Source organism: Aeromonas sp. ANP5, assembly GCF_963870295.1.
GTDB lineage: Bacteria > Pseudomonadota > Gammaproteobacteria > Enterobacterales > Aeromonadaceae > Aeromonas > Aeromonas veronii.
Map to the genome: position 1 here is coordinate 83351 of NZ_CAWMRY010000012.1, position 21874 is coordinate 105224.

The following is a 21874-nucleotide window of genomic DNA, read 5'->3' on the forward strand; positions in this document are numbered from 1 at the left end:
ATCAAAGCGTCCCGACCAGGGCCACCACCGAGATCGTGGTCAAAATGTCGCGCATGCCATCCATGAAGATGGCCCAGTTGCTGCTTTTGCTATCAGGGATAAAGACGGTGTCCCCAGCACGCAGCACCGGCAACTGGCTAAAGTCGGGCTCTTTGGCAAAGCCGTCGAGATCGAAGCTGCGGGCCTGATCCCCCTGACCACTGGTGGCCATGTTGATCACCACAATCTTCTTGATATAGGCGCTGCTGGTCGGGCCCCCTGCCTCTGCCAGCAGATCCAGCAGGGTCATGGAGGAGTCAAAGCGGTAGCGACCGGGACGGGCAATCGCCCCCAACACCCGAATGGTGTTCTCCTTGGGCTCGTCGAGCCAGGGGCGATTCTTCTCCGGCAGATAGATGGAGTCGCCGGGCAGCACCTTGGGCAGCAAGGTTTCATCGCCGGTTTCAAAGTAGAGAGCAAGGTCGAGCTTGCTGACCCGCGCCGTGCTGCCACTGCGATGGGCGATGCGCACATTGCGCAGATCCGCCGCCGCAGTCGGGCCATCGGCGGCCGACAGGATGTCGATAAAGCCCATCTGCTCATTGAAGGCATAGCGACCTGGAGCCCCGACCTGACCGAAGATATAGATGGAGCTATCCGGTGACTGGCGCACCCACTGGGACTTGTTGTCACTGGGATCGGTGGGCAGCTCGGGGATCATGATGGTGAATCCGGCCCGGATCTTCGGCAGGCTGGCGAGCGCCCCCCCCTGATGGAGGAACTTGTCGAGATCAAACAGGGTTGGCGTGGCCTGCCCCCCTTCGGCGGTCAGGATCTGCACCTTGGCGATATCGGCCCGCTCGTTGGGGCCACCGGCGTGGGCAATCAGATCCAGCAGCGACATTTCGTCAGACCATTCATAACGCCCCGGGATCCGCACCGCCCCCATCACCATCACCGCCCGCCCGGGTGCCACTTTCAACCAGGACTTCTCGTTGATATCGGTCTTTTCCGGCACAAAGATGGCGTCACCGGGTTTGACTTGGGGCAGCGCCTTTTGCATCCCTTCGGTATAGGCCTGCAAGTCGATGGGTTCGATCGTGCCATCAGTGCGCAGCAAACGGATCTGGCGACTCTCGGCATAGCGGGTCGGGCCACCGGCATTGGCCAGAATATCGAGGAAGGAGTCCCCTTCCCGCCCCTCATAGGCGCCGGGTTTGAACACCTCGCCCATGATGTAGATGGTGCGCGCTCCCCGTTTTATCTGCTCTTCATCCTTGGGTACGAAGATGGTGGCGCCCGGCGCCAGATTGGGCAGCAACTTGTTGTTGCCGGAGTCGAGATAGGCTTTGAGATCGAACAGTTCGGGGGCATCACCATTGATCACCCGGATCCGCTCCACCCCGGCAAAGCGGGTCACCCCACCGGCTCGCATCAGCAGATCCACGATGGAGTTGCCACTCTTGAAACTGAAGGCGCCGGGGCTGTTGACCTCGCCAAACACCTTGATCGCCTTGCCGGTATCCCCATCCCCACCTGCCGCCAGGGTCGCCGCATCAAAATCGATCTGCACGTTGCCGATCAAAGGGGATGCTGGCACGAACACCACATCGAGGGATTGCAATGGTGGCAACACGCTGGCATCGCCGGTATCGAGATAACGCTTGTAGTCGAAGCTCGAGACCGTGCTGCCGCGCCGCACCTGCATATTGTTGAGCTGGGCACCGGGCACCAGACCGCCTGCGGCATCGAGGGCCATCTGCACGTTGCCATCGGGCGCCAGATCATAACTGCCGGGTTTTTTGACATAGCCCATCACGCTGATCAGCAGCCGCTTCTCCAGCAAGGTGACTGTCAATTGAGAGAGGTTGTTGTAAACAGGTTTGAGGGCGGTGCGGATCAGTTCATCCGCCTGTTGCAGGGTCTTCCCCCCCACCACGACGTTGCCAACTTCAGGCAGTGCAATCTCCCCCTGCTTGTTGATCTGGAAAGGCTGATCAAAAGCAGGCTCACCGGGTTGTACGATGGCCAACCGATCACCGGGAGCCAACAAGGCGGAGGCCAGTAACGGGCTAGTGAACAACAGCAAGAGAACACAGATCAATCCTTCGAGAGCGCCCCGTTTCATAGACATCCTTTTCGTCTGTTACGTCTGCCCCCATTGGCGTAAGGGGAGCCCTGACCAATCAGCACGACAGCCATCCGCTGTTGTCTGTTGCAGCCGCAAACGTACTTGTTGTAGTGATTGTGCCAGCACGGTCTGACGCCAGGCTACATCCGACCAGAGCCGTCCGTGCATATCCCGTTCGATATCAATACGTTGAGATTGTAGTCGTTTCAACTCGGCAGGCATACACCCCTGCAGACTCGCTTGCTTTAATTCCGTCAGCTGCAAGTCGAGTTCCTTCTGACGCTCATCATAACGAGACCAGACCCGCCGTTCATCCTCATTGACCGGAATACGGGTGGGTCTTGCCTCTGCCATGCCGCCATACCCCTCCGGCGGCCACTGCACACAACCCGACAGCAGAATGGACGAGAGCAGGATACCAAAGCGTTTCATGATGCAGCGGTCATCATGCCACGGGAGCGCATATAGGCCTTGATGCTCTCATGGCAGGGGATCACCCGGTCGATATGCAGCATCTCCAGCAGGTCATGAGGTTGACCGGGTCCGCAGACAAGGGCCATCTGATGCCCGTTCATAATCAATCTTTTATAGAGAAATACCAAGGCTCCGATCCCCGACGAGTCGATAAAATGAACATCGCTGATATCGGCCAGGATATCTCCCGGGTGGGTCGAGAGGGTTTCAAACAACGGGCGGAGCTCACTGACGGCCATCGCGTCAAACTCGTTTTCCAGTACCACTACCTGGATATCATTAAGGGTGTAAGTCATGCTTTCCATCGCTAGCTCCTTGTCGATGCTCAGACTATTTGCTGTCACGGCATTCAGCACGTTGCAAATGTTATGCCGGGCAGTGCCACGGCACTTGTTCTCCAAATGATACTCTTTGCGCCTTATTCACCGACACCCACTCCTCGTTTTGATTGCCAAATTGCAATTAACCTCCCCCGCACGTTGCAAACTGCAATTCACCTTGGCCGAGATCGCCCGATAACAGGCTAAATGGCTGATAATTCAAGCCCATTAGACTGGGCCCGATTATTGCTTGCCTTTGAGCACACTTCACAAGCCACCGTTGGCTCGGCCCCCATGCCGCCATTTTCTAGGAAGGAGAGATCATGAAAGCAGGCCTTTACATCGCACCACTGTTGGCAGCCCTTTGCGGCACCGCATACGCAGCCCCCTCCCCTGACAGCGCCGTGTTGAAGGTTGAAGGCGCCATCAGCAGCCCCACTCATCAGGCTCTGGCCCTGTGGGACAGCGCCATGCTGGATCAACTGCCGGTACACGAAATCAAAACCCATACCCCCTGGTATGACGAAGCCAAGACTTTTCGCGGCCCGCTGCTGCAAGATGTATTGGCCAAGGTCGGGGCAACTGGCAAACAGCTCACCATTACCGCGCTCAATGACTACTCGGTACAGGTGCCGACAAGCGATGCCGAGCAGTATCGGGTCATCCTCGCCCGCACGATCAATGGCAAGCCACTGTCGGTGCGTGACAAAGGGCCGCTGTTCCTTGTCTATCCGTTCGATCAATATCCCGAACTGCAAAACAAGCTCTATTACGGTCGGGCTATTTGGCAGATCAGCGCGATAAAAGTGGAGTAGATCCCATCATGCGTTCCATGGCGGCCAGTCAACGTTTCTTGTTTGTGGTGCTTTGTGTGCTGCTCCTTGCCTTTGCCGGTATTGGTACCATCCAGTACCGGCAATTTCAGGATCTGCAGCGCAGTACCAGCCAAGGCGAAGACAACGTGATGTGGAACTATTTCCAGCTCTATAACGAAGCGCTGCGTTTTCAAAGCTCGCTGCTCCATGAGTCGCAACCGACCTTCCAGCTCAGATACGATATTCTGGTCAGCCGCATGGATCTGGTGTTGGAGAGCAAGGATCGCAGCCTGCTTCAGCAAACAGAGATCTACCAGCAGGCAAGCAAAGCCATTCGATCCTACATCTCTCTGGCTGATATCTGGCTCGGCCCGGAAGCCACCAAGCCGCTCGACAATCTTGCCCATCAAGAACTGCGCCAACAGCTTGCCTCCCTGCTCCCCCTGCTCCATCAGCTGACTCTGGAGGTGAACCAGCAGGCGACCCTGTTTGATGTGGCGCGTCGCGACAGCGTGAGGGAGCAGATCATCACGACGACACTCATCGCAACCCTGCAATTTGCGCTGCTCTTTGTGCTCGCCCTGCTGATCTGGCGGCAAATGAATATCTCGTTTCTGCAACACAAACTGATGCAGCAGCTCAATGACAAACTGCTGCGGGCAAATCAGGCGGCAGAGGCCGGCACAAGAGCCAAAAGCAGCTTTTTGGCCAACATGAGCCATGAAATTCGCACCCCCATGAATGGCATTCTCGGCATGCTCTCACTGCTGGCCGATCGGGATATGGATCCGAGGGAGCGAGACTATCTGGAGACGGCGCGCGAATCGGCAAACCATCTGCTCGGTCTGCTTAACGACATTCTGGATGTATCCAAGCTGGAAGAGGGCAAGATCGAGCTGCAACTGGCCCCCCATCACTTGCCCCAGCTTCTGGAGGATATCCGGGCCCTGATGCAGAGCAACTGCGATGCAAAAGGGATCAAACTGACCCTGACTGTTGCCCCCGATACGCCGGAGTGGTTGATGATCGACCCGCTGAGGGTTCGCCAGATCCTCTTCAACCTGGTGAGCAATGCCATCAAGTTCACCCATCAGGGGGAAGTAAAGATCCATGTTGATAGCACCCTGTTGGAGCAGGATCGCCACTCGATACGCATCTCGATCCAGGACACCGGGATCGGCATGAGCAAAAGTCAGTTAAAGAACCTGTTTCAACGTTTCGCCCAAGCGGATGTCTCGATCACCCGCCAATATGGCGGATCGGGCCTGGGACTTGAAATATCCCGTAACCTCGCACGCCTGATGGGCGGCGATATCTCGGTAGAGAGCAGCGAGGGACATGGCAGTACTTTTACCTACATCTGGCCCGCCAGAGCCACGACCCCCTCGATTGTTTGCCTGCCGTCCAAGCCGCTGGATCAGGAGAGCTATCGCATCTTGCTGGTTGATGACAATGCCACCAACCGCAAGGTGATCGGCGCCATGCTCGACTCCGTGGGCCATCAGGTCACACTGGCCGTTCAGGGAGAAGAGGCGCTGGAGAAACTGGGTCACACCGAATTTGATCTGGTGTTGATGGATGTCCAGATGCCAGTGATGGATGGCCTGGTGGCCACCACCCGGATCCGTACCTCCCAGATGCCTTGGGCAGATATCCCCATCATCGCCCTGACGGCTGATGCGATGCCGGAATCCAAGCAATACTATCTCTCCCATGGCATGAACGGGTATATCACCAAGCCCATCAATAAAGAGACGCTACTGAGCGAGATAAACAGACATATTTCCCATGGTCGGCTTAAATACAACGCAGCCATGCGTGTCACCAAACAATAAAACCTTGGATTCCGGGGTACTGATTGCTCATGTGGGGCAACATTGACGTCTGCAGGCAACTGAATGGGCTTGGGTCTGGAACGCACACAGGCAAGCAGCTTCGCAACAGCTGCACGGGCCGTCAGCTTGTCTCGGGTATGCAGGGATTTTTTGATCTCTTTGCGGCGACCACAGGGGAGCGTGGTGACTTTCCGGTAATACCATATGCCGTGGGGACTGAGCCAGAGATTCACTATGAAGACTCCTGATTCATCCACACAAAGTGGATTACCAAGAGGTCTGAAGGGGGCTATTAGCTGTAACTTATTGAATTGCAGAAACAAGTGGTGGCCCTACCAGCCACATCCCGGCACTCGAGTCCCCCGCCTTGGCTGCTACCTTCCGGTCCTGACCAGGTCGACGGGTTATCAATGCGAGAGGACCAATAGGACCACCGGCGAGGAGAATAGGCAAACTGGGCGTTCAATGCAACGGCTTTCTACCCTCCAATAGATCGTTTGCCTTATTTTTCAACAATCTGCCGAATGAATCAGCTAAACAGCATAAATTTCACCCCCACCAGCAGCATCAGCAGGGCAAAGGCCTGCTTGAGGCGTGTGGGTGACAGGCGGTGTGCCAGCTTGGCGCCAATGCGGGCGAACTGGGTACTGGTCAGCACAATACCCAGCAGGGCGGGCAGATAGATGTAGCCCACACTCCACTCGGGCAGATCGGCATGATCCCAACCCGCATAGAGGTAGCTGAGGCTCCCCGCCAGCGCGATGGGCATGCTGCAGGCTGCAGAGGCCGCCACTGCATTGCGCATCGGCACCGAGTTCCAGCTCAGGTAAGGGACGGTGAGCGAGCCACCGCCAATGCCAAACAGGGCTGACATCCAGCCTATCACTGTGCCAGCAATGCCGGTGCCGAACGCTCCTGGCAGGTGTCTTTCCGCCTTGGGCTTGAGGTTAAGCCCCATCTGCAGCGCCATAGTCCAGGCGAAGCAGCCGATAATGATATTGAGGATGCTGGTACTGAGCAGATTGGCCGTCATACCACCGAGCCAGGCACCAACCAACATACCAGCCCCCAATCTGCGGATCATCACCCAGTCGACGGCGCCCGCTTCCTGATGTGCTCTAAGCGAGCTGAATCCGGTAAAGATCATGGTGGGCAACGAGGTGCCGAGGGCCAGATGGGTAATGATTTCAGGGTCGATACCCTGGGCGCGAAAGGTCATGACCAGCACGGGGACAATGATAAGACCGCCGCCGATCCCGAACAGCCCCGCCAGCATACCGGCAAAGGCGCCCAGCAGGAGGTAACCCATAAACAGCATAAAAATTCCTGTGTTAAACAAAAACTGGCCAACACGGCCGGGCAACAGTGGATATCTGCATGAAAAAAAAGAGATGGCGCGAGGGCCATCTCTTCATTGTGCCGGTTAGTGCAGTGGAATGGTACCGTCCATCACCTTGTAGAAGGCCAGCACGGCACAGCCGAGCAGGGCCGCCGTCATCCCCTGCTCCAACCGGTTAAGGCCGCGCAGACCGTGATGCTGACGCGCCTTCCAGTAGATGAAGATGCCCGGACTATAGAGCAGCGCCACCAGCAGCAGGTACTCCACACCGGCAGCGTAGACCAGCCAGCAGCCGTAAACCGTCGCCACCAGGGCCAGCAGCAGGTCACGCTTGCGCTGATGAGGTTGACCCTGATAGGTCTCCCCTTTCAATGCCAGCTTCAGGCCATAAGCGCCCGAAAAGACGTAAGGCACCAGCGCCGCCGAGGTTGCGATGTTGACCAGCGCCAAATAGGTGCTGCTCTGAAAGTAGATGATGATCAAGAAGATCTGCACCAGACAGGTAGAGCACCAGAGGGACACCTGCGGCGAGCCGTTCTTGTTCTCCTTGGCAAACCAGCCCGGAAAGACGCCGGTCTTGCCCGCGATGTAGGGCACTTCAGCGGCCAGCACGGTCCAGCTGAGCAGCGCCCCCATCACCGACACCACCAGACCGATGTTGATAAGCCAAGCGCCCCAGGGGCCGACTACGGCTTCAAGGATCATGGCGGTCGAAGGGTTCTTGAGCGCCGCCAGTTGCGGCTGGCTCATGACACCCAGCGAGAACAGGGTCACCATCACATAGAGTGTCAGGGCGCCGAGCAGCGCCAGCACGGTGGCACGGCCCACATCCTTGCGATGACGGGCACGGGCAGAGACCACCACGGCCCCTTCAATCCCGATAAAGACCCAGAGGGTCACCTTCATGGTGGACTTGACCTGATCCATCACGGAGCCCAGCTCCATGTTGTTCTGGCCCCAGATATCCAGAGTGAAGGTATCCATGTTGAAGGCCAGCAGGATCGCGACACAGAAGACGATGAGCGGCACCATCTTGGCGATGGTGGTGACGATATTCACCAGCGCAGCGACCTGCACCCCGCGCAGCACCAGCGCATGCACCGACCAGATCAGGATGGAGGCCAGCGTGATGGCCACCGGCGTATTGCCGTCACCGAAGATGACGTTGTCAGGCGTATCGAAGAAGTAGCTCAGGGCGCTGAACACTACGATGGCGTAGGAGACGTTGGCCAGCAGTTGGCAGAGCCAGTAACCCCAGGCGGCGTTGAAACCGATAAAATCGCCGAAACCGGCTTTGGCATAGCTGAAGATACCGCCATCAAGATCAGGGCGGCGCATGGAGAGGTTCTGATAGACCAGCGCGAGACAGATCATGCCAAGACCGGTGATGGCCCAACCCAGGGCGACCGCCCCGGCACTGGCATGCGCAGCAATGTTTTGTGGCAGACTGAAGACCCCGGCGCCGACCATGGAGCCGATCACCAGCGAAATGAGGGCGCCCAGCCCTAGTTTCTTGTCCATTTCAATCCTGTTTATTTAGGCGGCGGCAGAGCGTCCGTATTCATACTGCGCGCAATATGGGAGGGGCTGGGAATCCTGACCCCGTGAAAAAGGCGGCAACTATATTGCATGACTATTCCGACCGCAATCCCTCGTCTCGTCAATCATGCACCGCCTTGACCGCGCGCAATTTTACAGCACTGACCCATATGGCCTGTGAGCTGGCTCAAATTAACCAAGACCCATTGATATTTCTCATTTTTCTGCCAACACAACCTGACTCGCATGGTTCCTATGCATCGCCATTCAGGCACTCTCTGTATAAATAATCTGCATAAAAAAGCCCCGGTGGAAACACCGGGGCCCATTATGTAAATCCCTATAAACGCAAACCGCCATCCAGTTCTATCATCCTTCCCGACAGATAGTCGTTGGCAAAAATAAAGCTCACCGTCTCGGCCAGCTGTTGCGCATCGCCAAGGATGCCGACCGGAATGGCCTGCTGCATCCGCGCCATCGCCTCCGGCTTCATCGCCGCCGTCATGTCGGTGGCAAACACCCCGGGGGCAATCCCCATCACCCGAATGCCATGGCGCGCCAACTCCCGCGCCCAGGTCACCACCAGCGAGGCAACCCCCGCCTTGCTGGCGGCATAGTTGCTCTGGCCAATATTGCCGGCTCGGGCGATAGAGGAGATGTTGATGATGACGCCCCCCTGCCCCCCTTGCGCCATCAGCGCCGCCCCCTCGCGACCGCAGAGGAAGGTACCGGTGAGGTTGACGTCAATCACGCTCTGCCACTGGGCCAGCGTCATCTTCTCCACCAGCTCACCCTCTTTCACCTTGATCAGCATGCCATCGCGTAAAATGCCGGCGCAGTTGATAAGACCGTGCAGCACGCCAAAACGCTCCTTGATGCAAGCAAAAACCGACTCAACCTCGGCTTCGCTCGCCACATTGCAGACAAACAGCTCGCACTGGCTATCTTGATCGCACTGACCATTCTGGCTGCGAACCATGGCGGCGGTCGCCTCCAGATCGGCGCGATTGATGTCGAGCAGCGCCAGCGTCGCCCCCTGTGCACCCAGGGCCAGCGCAATGGCCCGTCCCAAGCCACGTCCAGCGCCGGTAATAACGATGACCTTATCTTTGATATCCATCAATGCTCCTTGTAGCGGTCGAAGGGAGATGCCTTGAAGAGAGGTGGCCCGTCAGGCGGGATCCTGTTTATCCAGATAGAGTTCGACGATGCTGGAGAAATCACGGCTCCCCTGCCCCTGAGCGGCATGCAGGTTGAACAGGTTACGAGCGAGCGCCCCCATCGGCACAGCGCTGTGGCCATGCTCGGCCAGCGCCATGGCCAATCCCAAATCTTTCACCATCAGCCGGGTCATAAATCCCCCCTGATAGTTGCGGGCAGCGGGCACATTCTCCATCACTCCGGGCCAGGGGTTGTAGCGCTCCAGACTCCAGTTGTTGCCGGAGCTCTTGCCCATGATGGTGGAGAGCACGGCGGGATCCAGTCCCTCCTTCACCCCGAGGGCCAGCGCCTCGGCGGTACCCGCCATATGGATCGCAAGCAGCATGTTGTTGCACATCTTGGCGATCTGCCCGGCACCCAGCGCCCCGGCGTGAAACAGGTTCTGCCCCATGCATGCGAGCAAGGGTTTTGCCGCCTCGAAATCTGCCGCGTCGCCGCCAACGATAAAGGTGAGCGTCCCGGCGGCCGCACCGGCGACACCGCCCGAGACAGGGGCATCGATAAAGCGCAAACCACGCGCGCGAGCCGCCTCCCCGACCTGACGGGCAGAGTCGACATCTATGGTGGAGCAGTCGATCACCAGTGCACCAACCGGCAGGGCTGCCAGCAGATCCTGCCCGCCCCGCTCACCGGCGCTCTCGCCCAACCAAAGGGCGCGCACATGCTCCCCCGCAGGTAGCATGCTGATCACCACCTCGCAGCCAGTCACCGCCTCACGGGCATCCCCCGCGGCTATGCAGCCAGCGGCGATAGCGCGCTCAATGTTTTGGGCAACCAGATCAAACACCTGCACCGTATGCCCGGCCCTGGCCAGATTGGCCGCCATGGGGCCCCCCATGTTGCCGAGCCCGATAAACCCTATCCTTGTCATCCCGCTTGCTCCTTGCGTTGCTGATGGCGGCTTCCGCCGGTTGCCAAGATGTTATTCCTTGCAGGCCAACGGATTGCGCCCCTGCGGCCAGCGATAGAACTCATTCAGCCACTCCCCCTCCGGTGGCAACTGTTGCCAGCGGGGATCTTTATCCTTGTCGATCAGCAGTGCCCGCACCCCTTCCACAAAATCCCCCTTCAGCACGCAGTTGACCGAGAGGGTCAGCTCCTCGGCAAATACCTCTGCCAGTGAGTTGCGGCGAGCCTGCCAATATTGACGCCACAAAATGGCGCGGCTGATGGGGCTGCCGGTGCGGCAGAGCTGCTGCGCCTGCCTGAGTACCGTCTCCTGTTCATCGAACTGAGCTTCGAACAACCGCGCCAATACCCTTTGCAACGTGCGCCCCGCCAGCAGGGCATCGATCCTCTGTTGATGGGGCAGCAGCACAGGCGCTGGCAAGCGGGCCGCCACCTCACCATGCAACCCCGTGAGCAGCAGATCGATCTGCTCACGGGGATCACCACTGCCAGCCCAGTCGAGCACAGCGAGGCGTGACAACAGCGCACTGCGCTCGCCACTGGCGATGGCGTGATCCGCCAGCCCAATACCGATGGCATCACTCCCGTTGAAGCGGGCGCCAGTCAGACCAAGCCAGAGCCCCAGCCGCCCCGGCATCCTGCTTAAAAACCAGCTTGCCCCCACGTCGGGGTAGAGGCCGATGGTCACCTCCGGCATGGCGAACAGGCTCTTTTCGGTCACCACCCGAAAATCGGCACCGGCAAACAGGCCAATGCCGCCCCCCATGCAGATACCGTCCGCCACGCAGATCAGGGGCTTGCGGTAAGAGTGAATGTGGTGGTCGAGCCGGTACTCCTGCTCGAAAAAGTCGCGGGCATATTCGAACAGTTCCGATCCGCTCGCCTCCTGCTTGCGGTAATAGAAGGAGCGGATATCGCCACCGGCACAAAATGCCTTCTCACCCGCCCCCTGCAGCAGCACACAGACGATGGCGGGATCCTGCTCCCAACGGGTCAGCGTCTGTTGCAGGATCTGGATCATCGGCAGGCTCAATGCGTTGAGAGACGCAGGGCTGTCGAGGGTCAACACCCCGACCTGATGGCCATCTTCGGTGGGATAACAGCTAACCTTGACCGGCTCACTCATAAACGGCTCCGTATGGATTTATTTTGTTGGGCCATATTGCCAGCGCGGTAAGCGTTTCTCCAGGAAGGCGGCCACCCCTTCACGCTGGTTGGCATCGCTAAAGAGATCGAGAAACAGCGCTCGCTCAAGGGGCAAGGCGGCATCCCGCGGGCCGCTGCGGCCCTGATTGATCAGGGTTTTGCAGGCGCGCAGGGCGCTCGGGCTCTGGCGCTCCACCAGATGGGCCATCTGGTGCGCCGCCTCCCATGCCTGACCGGTTTTCACCACCTCCTCCACCAGCCCCATCTCGTAGGCCAGCGAGGCACTCACCTTCTCACCGCAGAGGATCATCCGCTTGGCCCAGCCCGGCCCCACCAGCTCGGTCAGGCGCTGGGTGCCACCGGCACAGGGAAGCAAGCCCACCGAGGCTTCCGGCAGTCCCAGCAACGCCTGCTGCTCGGCGATGCGGATATCACAAGCCAGCGCCACTTCCAGCCCACCGCCCATGGCATAACCATTGATGGCGGCGATACTGACGCCGTGAAAACGGGCCAGCGCCTCGAAGGCCTTGCCAAAGGCCTCGGCTACTTCGCGGGCCAGCTCGACATTCCCCTCGACAAACATATTGAGGTCGGCACCGGCGCAGAAAAATTTGTCGCCCGCACCACGGATCACCAGCGCCACCACGTCGGGACGACTGTCGAGCTCCACCATCATCTGCAAAAAGGCCTGCAGGCTGGCGAGGGTCCAGGTGTTGGCAGGGGGATGGTCGAGGGTGATATAGGCCACGTGGCCATGATATTCGAGTCTGATCCTTGTCATAACATTGTCCTTGTCGATGAAGCTGCCGCCATGATGACAGGCTTGAATGACACCAACCTGTGGCTGGCTCACAAAGCCGAAACCGGCATGGCATGGTGCAAATCGGGTGGCAGGCAACACACCCTTGATGCGACCACCGGTTAGCCCAGCGACAAACCGGGATCGGCCAGCAGGCGGCGCGCGATGATGAGTCGCATCACCTCGTTGGTGCCCTCCAGAATGCGGTGTACCCGGGTATCGCGCAGATAGCGCTCGAGCGGATACTCGCGGATATAACCATAGCCGCCAAAGAGTTGCAGAGCCTCATCACAGATTCGATAACCCACATCGGTAGCAAAACGCTTGGCCATGGCACACCAGGCACTCTTGTCGGGTGCCCCGCGATCCAGCTTGTCGGCGGCCTGACGCACCAGCAAACGGGCGGCAGCCAGCTCGGTCGCCATATCGGCCAGGCGAAACTGCACGCTCTGGAATTCGCTGATCGGGTGACCAAATTGCTGGCGCTGCTGCACATAAGCCAGCGCATCGTCCAGCGCCTGCTGGGCGGTGCCCACCGAACAGGTGGCAATATTGATGCGCCCCCCATCGAGGGCCTGCATGGCGAACTTGAATCCTTCCCCCTCTTCGCCCAACCGGTAGCAGGCAGGAATGCGAACCCCGTTGAAAACAACCTCCCGAGTCGGCTGGCTGTTCCAGCCCATCTTCTCTTCTGCCTTGCCATAGCTCACGCCGGGGGCATTAGCCGGCACCATAAAGGCAGAGATCCCCTTCGCACCTTCACCACCGGTACGGGCCATCACCACCAGCACATCGCTGCTGCCTGCCCCCGAGATAAAGACCTTGGTCCCCTCGATGAGGTAGCTGTCACCCTCGCGCACCGCCCGGGTCTTGAGTGCCGCCGCATCGGAACCCGCCCCCGGCTCGGTGAGGCAATAGGAGCCCAGCAGCTCGCCGCTGGCCAGTTTGGGCACCCACTCCTTGGCAACCTCGGTAGGCAACCAGTTACCCAGCATCCAGCTCACCATGTTGTGGATGGTCAGATACGCAGTGGTCGAGGTACAGCCCATGGCGAGGCGTTCGAAGATGAGGCTCGCATCGAGGCGCGGCAGCCCCAATCCGCCAAACGGCTCCGGGGTATAGAGGCCACAAAAACCTAGCTCTGCCGCCTGCTTGATGGTCGGGATCGGAAACTCATGCTCCTTGTCCCAGCGCGCGGCATGGGGTTTGAGCGCCTCATCGGCAAAGGCGGCGGCCGCCTCCACATACGCCTGTTGATCATCGGTCAGGGTAAAATCCATCTTGTCGTTCGCTCCCTTGTTGCCCCGCGCTTATTTTCCTGAGTTAGCGCTTTATGACGCGGCGCCCACACGCTGCGTCAGTCGGATCTGCCACTATGGCGCTGTTGTCGTGGTAGCTGATGACGCTCTCACTACCACCTATCTATCGACACACAACAGATTAACAATTGATTTACGTTTACGCTAACGTAAACTTGTGGCAGAAGTGAAGTACAAAATGGACCGACCACTGCCAGCCGTAACGCCGAGTCAGCCGGTCGAACCAACCTTCCTACCCGACTGTCATATCCGCAAGGAGAGCATGGATGCAGATGGATGAGACCCTGAATGCCCTGACCGAACAGGTTGCGGCCTTCTGCCAGAAAGTGATCGCCCCGCGCGCCAGCGAGATCGATCAGAGCAACGCCTTTCCCCGTGATCTCTGGCCCCGGATGGGTGAACTGGGGCTGCACGGCATCACGGTGGCGGAGGAGTATGACGGGGTGAACCTCGGCTATCTGGCCCACGTGCTGGTGATGGAACAGGTGAGCCGCGCCAGCGCCTCGGTCGGCCTCTCCTACGGCGCCCACTCCAATCTCTGCATCAATCAGATCCACCGCCACGGCACGGCGGAGCAAAAAGCACGCTACCTCCCCCCGCTGGTGAGCGGCGAGCATGTGGGGGCGCTGGCCATGAGCGAGCCGGGCGCCGGGTCCGATGTGGTCAGCATGCGCCTCACCGCGGAGAGCGAGGGCGATCACTTCGTGCTGAACGGCAACAAGATGTGGATCACCAACGGTCCCGATGCCGACACCTTCGTCATCTATGCCAAGACAGATACCAGTGCGGGCCCCAAAGGAATTTCTGCCTTTATCGTTGAAGCCGGCACTCCCGGTTTTTCTACCGCCCAGAAGCTCGACAAGCTGGGGATGCGCGGCTCCAGCACCTGCGAGCTGGTGCTCGACAACTGCCGAGTGCCGCAGGAAAACCTGCTGGGCACCCTGCACGGCGGGGTCAAGGTGCTGATGAGCGGGCTCGATTACGAGCGGGTGGTGCTGGCTGCAGGCCCCCTTGGCATCATGCAGGCCTGCATGGATGTAGTGCTGCCCTATGTGCGCGAGCGCAAACAGTTCGGCCAAGCCATCGGCGAGTTCCAGCTGGTACAGGGCAAGCTCGCCGACATGTATACCCGCCTCGCCAGCAGCCGGGCGCTGGTCTACTCGGTGGCGAGCGCCTGCGATCAGGGTCACACCAGCCGTAAAGATTGCGCCGCAGCCATCCTGTTTGCCGCCGAAAACGCCACCCAGATGGCCCTCGACGCTATCCAGCTGCTCGGCGGCAACGGTTACATCAACGAATACCCCACTGGCCGCCTACTGCGGGACGCCAAACTCTACGAGATCGGCGCCGGCACCTCGGAGATCCGCCGCTGGCTCATCGGCCGCGAGCTGATGGGAGAAAATGCATGAGTCGTATCCACTCCCGCCTTGACACGGCGAGCCCGGAATATGCGGCCAATCGGGCCGCCATGCAGGGGCTGGTCGACGATCTCCACGCCCGCATTGCCGAGATCGCGCTAGGGGGCGGCGCGGCCAACAACGCCCGCCATCAGGCCCGTGGCAAGCTGCTGCCCCGCGAGCGCATCAATCAGCTGCTGGACCCGGGCTCCCCGTTTCTCGAACTGTCGGCACTGGCTGGCTGGCAGGTCTATGACGAGCCGGTGCCCGCCGCCGGTATCATCACCGGCATCGGCCGGGTCTCGGGCAGGCTCTGCATGCTGGTGGTAAACGACGCCACCGTGAAGGGCGGCACCTACTACCCGCTCACGGTGAAAAAACACCTGCGCGCCCAGGCCATCGCCGAGCGGCTGCGCCTCCCCTGCCTCTATCTGGTGGATTCCGGTGGCGCCTTCTTGCCGATGCAGGATGAGGTGTTCCCCGACCGGGATCACTTTGGCCGCATCTTCTACAACCAGGCCCGCATGTCGGCTCAGAACATCCCACAACTGGCGGTGGTGATGGGGCTCTGTACCGCAGGCGGCGCCTACGTGCCCGCCATGGCTGATGAATCGATCATGGTCAGGGAGCAGGCCACCATCTTTCTGGCCGGCCCGCCGCTGGTCAAGGCCGCCACCGGCGAGGAGATCAGCGCCGAGGCCCTGGGCGGCGCCGAGGTGCACTGCGCCCACTCCGGCGTTGCTGATCATATGGCCCGTGACGATGCCCACGCGCTGGCCATCGCCCGAACCCTGCTCACCCATCTGGGCAGTGACCATGTTCCGCTCTCGGGTTTGGCATCGACCTACGATGAGCCAAGCTACCCGATCGAGGAGCTCTACGGTCTGGTGGGCACCAGTCTCAAACGCCCTTACGACGCCCGCGAACTGATTGCACGACTGGTGGATAGCTCTGACTTTGACGAATTCAAGGCGCTGTTCGGCACCACTCTGGTGACCGGCTTTGCCCGTATTTGCGGCATGGAAGTGGGGATCCTCGCTAACAATGGCGTGCTGCACAGCGACAGCGCCCAGAAGGGGGCCCACTTTATCCAGCTCTGTAACCGGCGTGCCATTCCGCTGCTTTTTTTGCAGAACATCACCGGCTTTATGGTGGGGAGCAGCGCAGAAAAAGAGGGGATCGCCAAGCACGGCGCCAAGCTGGTCACCGCAGTGGCCTGCAGCCGGGTGCCAAAGATCACCCTGATCGTCGGCGGCAGCTTTGGTGCCGGCAACTACGGCATGTGTGGCCGCGCCTACGAACCCGATTTTCTCTTTAGCTGGCCCAACAGCCGCATCTCTGTCATGGGTGGCGAACAAGCTGCCGGAGTGCTGGTGCAGGTGCGTCGGGAGAAGCTGACTGCTGAGGGCAAAGATTTGAGCGAGCAGGAAGCGGCCGCCATCCGCGCGCCCGTGATCGAACAGTATGAGCGCCAGGGTCACCCCTACTACGCCAGCGCCCGCCTGTGGGATGATGGCGTCATTGACCCGGCCCAGAGTCGCACCGTGCTGGCGCTGGCGCTCGCCGCCTGTCAGGGGGCCCGCGCAGAACCCGAGCAGTACGGCATCTTCCGGATGTAAGGAGCAAAACGATGTCAGATCCACTTACTTCCTCAGCACTTGGCTCTTCAACACAGGGCCCGTTTCGGCTGGAGCGGCACGGCCCGCTGGCCGAACTGGTGCTGTCGCGCCCGGCCCGCCACAACGCCTTTGATGCCGACCTGATGCTGGGGCTGCTCGACTGCCTCGATGATCTGGCCCATCTCCATGGTCATGATCTCGCCGAGCGCCCCCACGCCCTGCTGCTGCGGGCAGAGGGCAAACACTTCTGCGCGGGCGCCGACCTCAACTGGATGCGCAATCTGGCCCACGCAGATTTCGAGCACAATCGCGAAGACGCTCGGGTACTGGCGCGGCTGATGCAGACCCTCGATGAGCTTCCCTTCCCTACGGTGGCGCTGGTGCAAGGGGCCGCCTACGGCGGGGCGCTGGGGCTGCTCTGTGCCTGCGATATGGTGCTGGCCAGCGATGATGCCCGCTTCTGCCTCTCAGAGGTGAGCCTGGGTCTGGTGCCTGCGGTGATCAGCCCCTACGTGGTGCGCACTATGGGGATGCGTCAGGCGCGCCGCTACATGCTCAGTGCCGAGCCGTTCGATGCCATTACCGCCTGTCGGCTCAATGTGGCACACCAACTCTGCAAACCGGATCAACTGCTGGCGGAGGGGCGGACGCAGGCCCTTCGTCTGTGCCGCAACGGGCCGGAGGCAATGAAAGAGACCAAACGACTGCTGGCGGCGATAGAGGCCCATCCTTCCCGCCTGCACGAAGAGAAAACAGTCGAGACCATCGCCCGGGTACGGGTCGGTCTCGAAGCTCAGGAGGGGATGCAAGCCTTCTTCGACAAACGCCCTCCCGCCTGGCGTCCCCGTTTCAAGGATGAGACATGACCCATCACATTCAGATTAAACGCCTGCTAATTGCCAATCGCGGCGAAATCGCCGTGCGCATCATCAAGACGGCGAAACGCCTCGGCATTCACACCATCGCCCTCTACTCCGATGCCGACGCCCTTGCCATGCACACCCGTCTGGCCGATGAGGCCTGGCATCTGGGGCCCGCACCGGCCAGAGAGAGCTATCTCGACACCGGCAAGGTGCTGAAGATTGCCAAAGAGGCGCGCGCCGATGCCATCCATCCCGGTTACGGCTTTCTGTCGGAAAACAGCGATTTTGCCACCGCCTGCGAACAGCGCGGCCTGCGCTTTGTCGGCCCAAGCGGCGCCGCCATTCTCGCCATGGGCGACAAATCGGGCGCCAAGGCGCTGATGCAGGCGGCCGGCGTACCTGTGCTGCCCGGCTATCACGGCACGGATCAGCGGCAGGACTTCTTGCGCGATCAGGCGAGCCAGATTGGCTTCCCGCTACTTATCAAGGCAGCCAGTGGCGGCGGTGGCAAGGGGATGCGTCGGGTCGATCAGCTGGCCGACTTTGACGAGTCGCTGGCGGCAGTCAAACGTGAAGCCAAGGCTGCCTTTGGTGACGATCTGGTACTGCTCGAGCGCTATCTGCCCCAGGCTCGCCATGTTGAGGTGCAGGTCTTTGCCGATAGCCTCGGCAACGCCATCTATCTGGGGGACAGGGACTGCTCCTTGCAGCGACGCCATCAGAAAGTGATCGAAGAGGCACCCGCCCCCGATATCCCTCCGGCTCTGCGCCGCGCTATGGGGGAGGCAGCCGTGGCCGCAGCCAAGGCCATCCACTATCAGGGGGCTGGCACCATCGAATTTCTGCTCTGCAAGGATGAGTTCTTCTTTATGGAGATGAACACCCGGCTGCAGGTGGAGCATCCGGTCACCGAAGCGGTGACCGGGCAGGATCTGGTAGCCTGGCAGCTGGCCGTAGCCGAAGGCAAGCCGCTGCCACTCACCCAGGAGGAAGTGGTGCTGCACGGCCATGCGGTGGAAGCGCGCCTCTACGCCGAGGATGTGGCGGCCGGTTTTCTGCCTGCCAGCGGGCCTATCCACTGGCTCCACTGGCCCGTTGGCGTGCGCATCGACACCGGCGTCACCGCTGGCGATGAGGTGAGCCCCTATTACGATCCCATGATCGCCAAGCTGATCGCCCACGGCCAGAGCCGCACCGAGGCGTTCGCCCAACTGGCCGATGCGCTGGCGGCACTGGATCTCGGCCCGCTGGTGCACAACGGCGCGCTCTTGCTGCGCCTTTGTGAAGAGCCTGACGTCCTGGCCATGGGCCACCATACCCAGTGGCCCATACCCACCACAGCACGGCCCATTCCTGAGCTCGCCTGGCCGCTGGCCGCCCTCTGGCTGGCGAGCCGCCCTGCGGGCACCTCCCCCTGGCAGCAAGCCTGCGGATTTCGGCTGGGGCCGGATCGCTGCTGGACAGCGGCGTTGCGCATCGGTGATGAGCACCGGGTATTGACCCTTAACGATCATGGCGGCCAGTTTGAGTGGCAAGGGGAGACTCATTGCTACCAAAGAGGTGACAATAATATCCGGCTGCAGCAGGGTGGCTGCTGGCAACAGATCCCTATTCAGACGGTCGCAGGCTCGGAGGCAGCCTTCATCATGACCCTGGGGGGCCAGCGCATCCGCTTCGCGGCAGATGATCGGCAGCACAGCCACCACTATGAGCAGGCAAACGAGAAGGTGCAGGGCGCCATCGCGCCCATGCACGGCATCGTGGTGGCCGTACTGGTCGAGCAAGGGCAAACAGTCAGCAAGGGGCAACCCCTGCTGGTGCTGGAGGCGATGAAGATGGAGCACCAGTTGCGTGCAGAGCGGGATGGGGTAATTGAAGCCCTGCAGTGCAAACAGGGCGAGCAGGTAAGCCAGGGGGCCGTGCTGGTGCGCTTTGTCGAAGAGATTGCCACACAGGAGGATCACCCATGAACCGATCACAGGACGTCCGTGACGACAGGGTCAGTCTGGTGGAGATGGGGCCGCGAGATGGCCTGCAAAATGAAGCTGCGCCCCTCTCCCTGGTACAGCGGCTGGAGCTGATCCAGCGCCTTACCGACAGCGGCCTGCAACGCATCGAGGTGGGTGCCTTTGTCTCTGCCAAAAAAGTGCCGCAGATGGCGGACTCCGCAGCGCTGTTCGAGGCACTGCCGCGCAAGGGCTCAACCCGTTACGGCGCTCTGGTGCCCAATCTGCAAGGCTTGCAGGCAGCCATTGCCGCCCGCGCCGATGAGATTGGCCTCTTCACCGCCTGCTCCGACGGTTTTACCCGCGCCAATATCGGCATCAGCGTGGAGGAGTCGCTGGTGCGCTTCGCCCCGCTGGTGCAGGAGGCACGCCGCCTCGGCATCAAGGTGCGTGGCTACCTCTCCACCGTCATCGCCTGCCCGTTTGATGGCCCGACCCGCCCGAAACGGGTCGCCGCCATGGCCGAACAGTTACTGGATCTCGGCTGCCACGAAATTTCGCTGGGGGACACCATCGGCGTTGGCACCCCCGGAACGGTGGCGCCCATGCTGGATGCGGTGCTGCACGAGATCCCGGCGGGGCGACTCGCGATCCATTTTCACGACACCTACGGCCAGGGGTTGGCCAACCTGCTGCCCGCGCTGGAGCGCGGTATTCGCACTATCGATTGCTCGGTAGCTGGCCTTGGCGGCTGCCCCTATGCGCCGGGCGCCTCCGGCAATGTGGCGTCAGAAGAGGTGGTCTACCTGCTGCACGGCCTTGGCATGACGACGGGGGTGGATCTCGACAAACTGGCGGCCACCGGCCAGTGGGTGAGCGAGCAGCTCGCTCGCCCCAACGGCTCGCGGGTCGGTCAGGCCTTGCACGCCAATGCCGAGCGGCTGCGTGCCCGCCTCTGCCAGCCACACGCCCAGCAACAGGAGTCATGACCATGCCCCGTTCCCTGCCCGGCAAGGAGATCACCTACAGCATTTCGGATCTGGCCCACGAGTTCGATGTCACGCCGCGCACCATCCGCTACTACGAGGATGAGGGGCTGCTCACCCCGCTGCGGGAGGGGCAAACCCGCATCTACAGCCACCGGGACAAGATCCGGCTCAAATTGACCCTGCGCGGCAAACGGCTGGGGTTTAGCCTGGCCGAGATCCGCGAGCTGTTCGATATGTACGACACCGACAAATCGAGCAAAACCCAGCTCCACTCCATGATCCAGCTGATCGATGAAAAGCGCGACGCACTGCGCCAACAACTGGAGGATATCCAGATGGTGATGGCCGAGCTGGAAGCCGCCGAACAGCGCTGTGTTAATTCCCTTAACAGCTTGAAAACTGGCGCAGATTAACCGAATCTGGGAGCAAGCTATTGCCCTGGGGATCCCATGAGATATTGGTGCTGGTTTTTGCTCTTGTTCAGCCTCTCTGGCTGGAGCCATCCCCTCATCAAGGTTGGTGGATACCCCTACGCCCCCTTTGTGGTCAAACTCCCCGATTCCCGCTATGAAGGACTGACCCTGGAGCTTATCGACCAGCTCAATGCCGTACAGAAAGAGGTGACCTTCGTCTTTGTCCCCACCTCGGCCGCCAACCGTTACAAGGCGCTCGATCTGGGCCGGTTCTCGCTGATGTTGTTTGAAGACACCAAGTGGGGCTGGGACACCGATAAATTCAAGATAACAACCCCCTTCCTCGGTGGTGGCGAGGTCTATGTGGCCCTGAACAAAGCGGGCCGGGATCAGCGCTTTTTCGACGATCCTGCCAGCCATCACCTCATCGGGGTGACCGGCTATCACTACGGCGTCGGCCAGTTCAATGCCGATCCTCTCTACCTGCAGCGCAAGCTCAATATCACCCTGGTCAAAGACAACGTCAGCGCCCTGCAAGCGCTACTCAAAGGGCGCGGCGAGGTAGCCATTCTCAACGTTTCGTACCTTAACCAGTATCTGCAGGCCAATCCCGACACAGCCGACCAGCTGCTGATCTCGCAAAAATGGGATCAACAGTATCAACACCGCGCCATCCTTCACCCTGAGGCCCCCATTACCCCTGCCCAGCTGGAACAGTGGCTGGCAGCGCTGCAACAACAGGGTGAACTGGATCGCCTTTGGACAAAGTACGGCGTACAACAGCACGCAACCCCATGATTACTATCCAGCTTTTCTGTACC

At 60.3% G+C, this 21874-nt stretch carries 19 protein-coding genes and 1 other RNA gene; 9 read left to right on the plus strand and 11 right to left on the minus strand.

The genetic code is table 11. The features are described 5' to 3' along the window. Window position 1 precedes the first annotated feature (1 nt). From AACT07_RS09265 to AACT07_RS09275, 3 genes are read right to left on the minus strand one after another with little or no spacing between them, the layout of a single operon-like run. Entirely contained in the window at window positions 2–2068 is a 2067-nt protein-coding gene (locus AACT07_RS09265; RefSeq protein ID WP_253182243.1) for an SLBB domain-containing protein, read from the minus strand. Between the two features lie 57 nt (window positions 2069–2125). Then, window positions 2126–2542 (minus strand): hypothetical protein, encoded by a 417-nt coding sequence (locus AACT07_RS09270; protein ID WP_069527372.1) that lies wholly within the window; start codon window positions 2540–2542, stop codon window positions 2126–2128. After that, window positions 2539–2889, minus strand: coding sequence for an STAS domain-containing protein (locus tag AACT07_RS09275; protein WP_083249941.1), 351 nt, complete (start codon window positions 2887–2889; stop codon window positions 2539–2541). The genes AACT07_RS09270 and AACT07_RS09275 overlap by 4 nt, the downstream gene beginning before the upstream one ends. Before the next feature lie 338 nt (window positions 2890–3227). Here AACT07_RS09275 and AACT07_RS09280 point away from each other — a divergent pair, with 338 nt between their 5' ends. Both AACT07_RS09280 and AACT07_RS09285 read left to right on the plus strand, forming a co-directional pair. After that, window positions 3228–3719: a molybdopterin-dependent oxidoreductase gene (locus AACT07_RS09280; RefSeq protein WP_005351410.1), complete on the plus strand. Its 492-nt coding sequence runs from the start codon at window positions 3228–3230 to the stop codon at window positions 3717–3719. A gap of 8 nt (window positions 3720–3727) precedes the next feature. After that, window positions 3728–5554, plus strand: a complete 1827-nt coding sequence (locus AACT07_RS09285) for an ATP-binding protein (RefSeq protein WP_047435143.1) — start codon at window positions 3728–3730, stop codon at window positions 5552–5554. Window positions 5555–5884: 330 nt separating this feature from the next. Here the strand turns inward: AACT07_RS09285 and ffs are convergent. From ffs to AACT07_RS09325, 8 genes are all read right to left on the minus strand, one after another. Then, window positions 5885–5981: signal recognition particle sRNA small type (gene ffs, locus AACT07_RS09290), an RNA gene on the minus strand. A 102-nt stretch (window positions 5982–6083) separates the two neighbouring features. Then, window positions 6084–6872 carry a sulfite exporter TauE/SafE family protein gene (locus tag AACT07_RS09295; protein WP_069527376.1) on the minus strand — a complete coding sequence of 263 codons (789 nt, stop codon included), beginning with the start codon at window positions 6870–6872 and terminating at the stop codon, window positions 6084–6086. A gap of 105 nt (window positions 6873–6977) precedes the next feature. Then, entirely contained in the window at window positions 6978–8414 is a 1437-nt protein-coding gene (gene arcD, locus AACT07_RS09300; RefSeq protein WP_005336921.1) for an arginine-ornithine antiporter, read from the minus strand. 358 nt (window positions 8415–8772) lie between these two features. After that, entirely contained in the window at window positions 8773–9552 is a 780-nt protein-coding gene (locus AACT07_RS09305; protein WP_069527377.1) for an SDR family oxidoreductase, read from the minus strand. Between the two features lie 51 nt (window positions 9553–9603). Beyond that, a complete protein-coding gene (gene mmsB / locus AACT07_RS09310; protein WP_069527379.1) occupies window positions 9604–10524 on the minus strand; it encodes a 3-hydroxyisobutyrate dehydrogenase in 921 nt (306 codons plus the stop codon). A gap of 51 nt (window positions 10525–10575) precedes the next feature. Then, complete coding sequence (locus tag AACT07_RS09315; protein ID WP_069527380.1) at window positions 10576–11688, minus strand: enoyl-CoA hydratase/isomerase family protein; 1113 nt, start codon at window positions 11686–11688, stop codon at window positions 10576–10578. Between the two features lie 18 nt (window positions 11689–11706). Next, window positions 11707–12489, minus strand: coding sequence for an enoyl-CoA hydratase (locus AACT07_RS09320; protein WP_069527382.1), 783 nt, complete (start codon window positions 12487–12489; stop codon window positions 11707–11709). A gap of 140 nt (window positions 12490–12629) precedes the next feature. Continuing rightward, the gene (locus tag AACT07_RS09325) at window positions 12630–13787 is read right to left on the minus strand and encodes an acyl-CoA dehydrogenase family protein (protein ID WP_069527384.1); all 1158 of its coding nucleotides are present in this window, start codon (window positions 13785–13787) and stop codon (window positions 12630–12632) included. A 305-nt stretch (window positions 13788–14092) separates the two neighbouring features. Here AACT07_RS09325 and AACT07_RS09330 point away from each other — a divergent pair, with 305 nt between their 5' ends. The 7 genes from AACT07_RS09330 to AACT07_RS09360 are packed head-to-tail and all read left to right on the plus strand — an operon-like array spanning window position 14093 to window position 21851. Then, complete coding sequence (locus AACT07_RS09330; RefSeq protein WP_069527386.1) at window positions 14093–15235, plus strand: isovaleryl-CoA dehydrogenase; 1143 nt, start codon at window positions 14093–14095, stop codon at window positions 15233–15235. Then, window positions 15232–16842: a carboxyl transferase domain-containing protein gene (locus AACT07_RS09335; RefSeq protein ID WP_069527388.1), complete on the plus strand. Its 1611-nt coding sequence runs from the start codon at window positions 15232–15234 to the stop codon at window positions 16840–16842. Before AACT07_RS09330 ends, AACT07_RS09335 begins: the two co-directional genes overlap by 4 nt. 11 nt (window positions 16843–16853) lie before the next feature. Continuing rightward, complete coding sequence (locus AACT07_RS09340) at window positions 16854–17708, plus strand: enoyl-CoA hydratase-related protein (protein WP_069527390.1); 855 nt, start codon at window positions 16854–16856, stop codon at window positions 17706–17708. Further along, window positions 17705–19675, plus strand: a complete 1971-nt coding sequence (locus tag AACT07_RS09345) for an acetyl/propionyl/methylcrotonyl-CoA carboxylase subunit alpha (protein WP_069527391.1) — start codon at window positions 17705–17707, stop codon at window positions 19673–19675. Before AACT07_RS09340 ends, AACT07_RS09345 begins: the two co-directional genes overlap by 4 nt. After that, complete coding sequence (locus tag AACT07_RS09350; protein WP_069527392.1) at window positions 19672–20640, plus strand: hydroxymethylglutaryl-CoA lyase; 969 nt, start codon at window positions 19672–19674, stop codon at window positions 20638–20640. The genes AACT07_RS09345 and AACT07_RS09350 overlap by 4 nt, the downstream gene beginning before the upstream one ends. Before the next feature lie 2 nt (window positions 20641–20642). After that, window positions 20643–21053 (plus strand): MerR family transcriptional regulator, encoded by a 411-nt coding sequence (locus AACT07_RS09355; protein WP_069527393.1) that lies wholly within the window; start codon window positions 20643–20645, stop codon window positions 21051–21053. Between the two features lie 36 nt (window positions 21054–21089). Beyond that, window positions 21090–21851 carry a substrate-binding periplasmic protein gene (locus AACT07_RS09360; protein ID WP_069527394.1) on the plus strand — a complete coding sequence of 254 codons (762 nt, stop codon included), beginning with the start codon at window positions 21090–21092 and terminating at the stop codon, window positions 21849–21851. The last annotated feature ends 23 nt before the right edge of the window (window positions 21852–21874 follow it).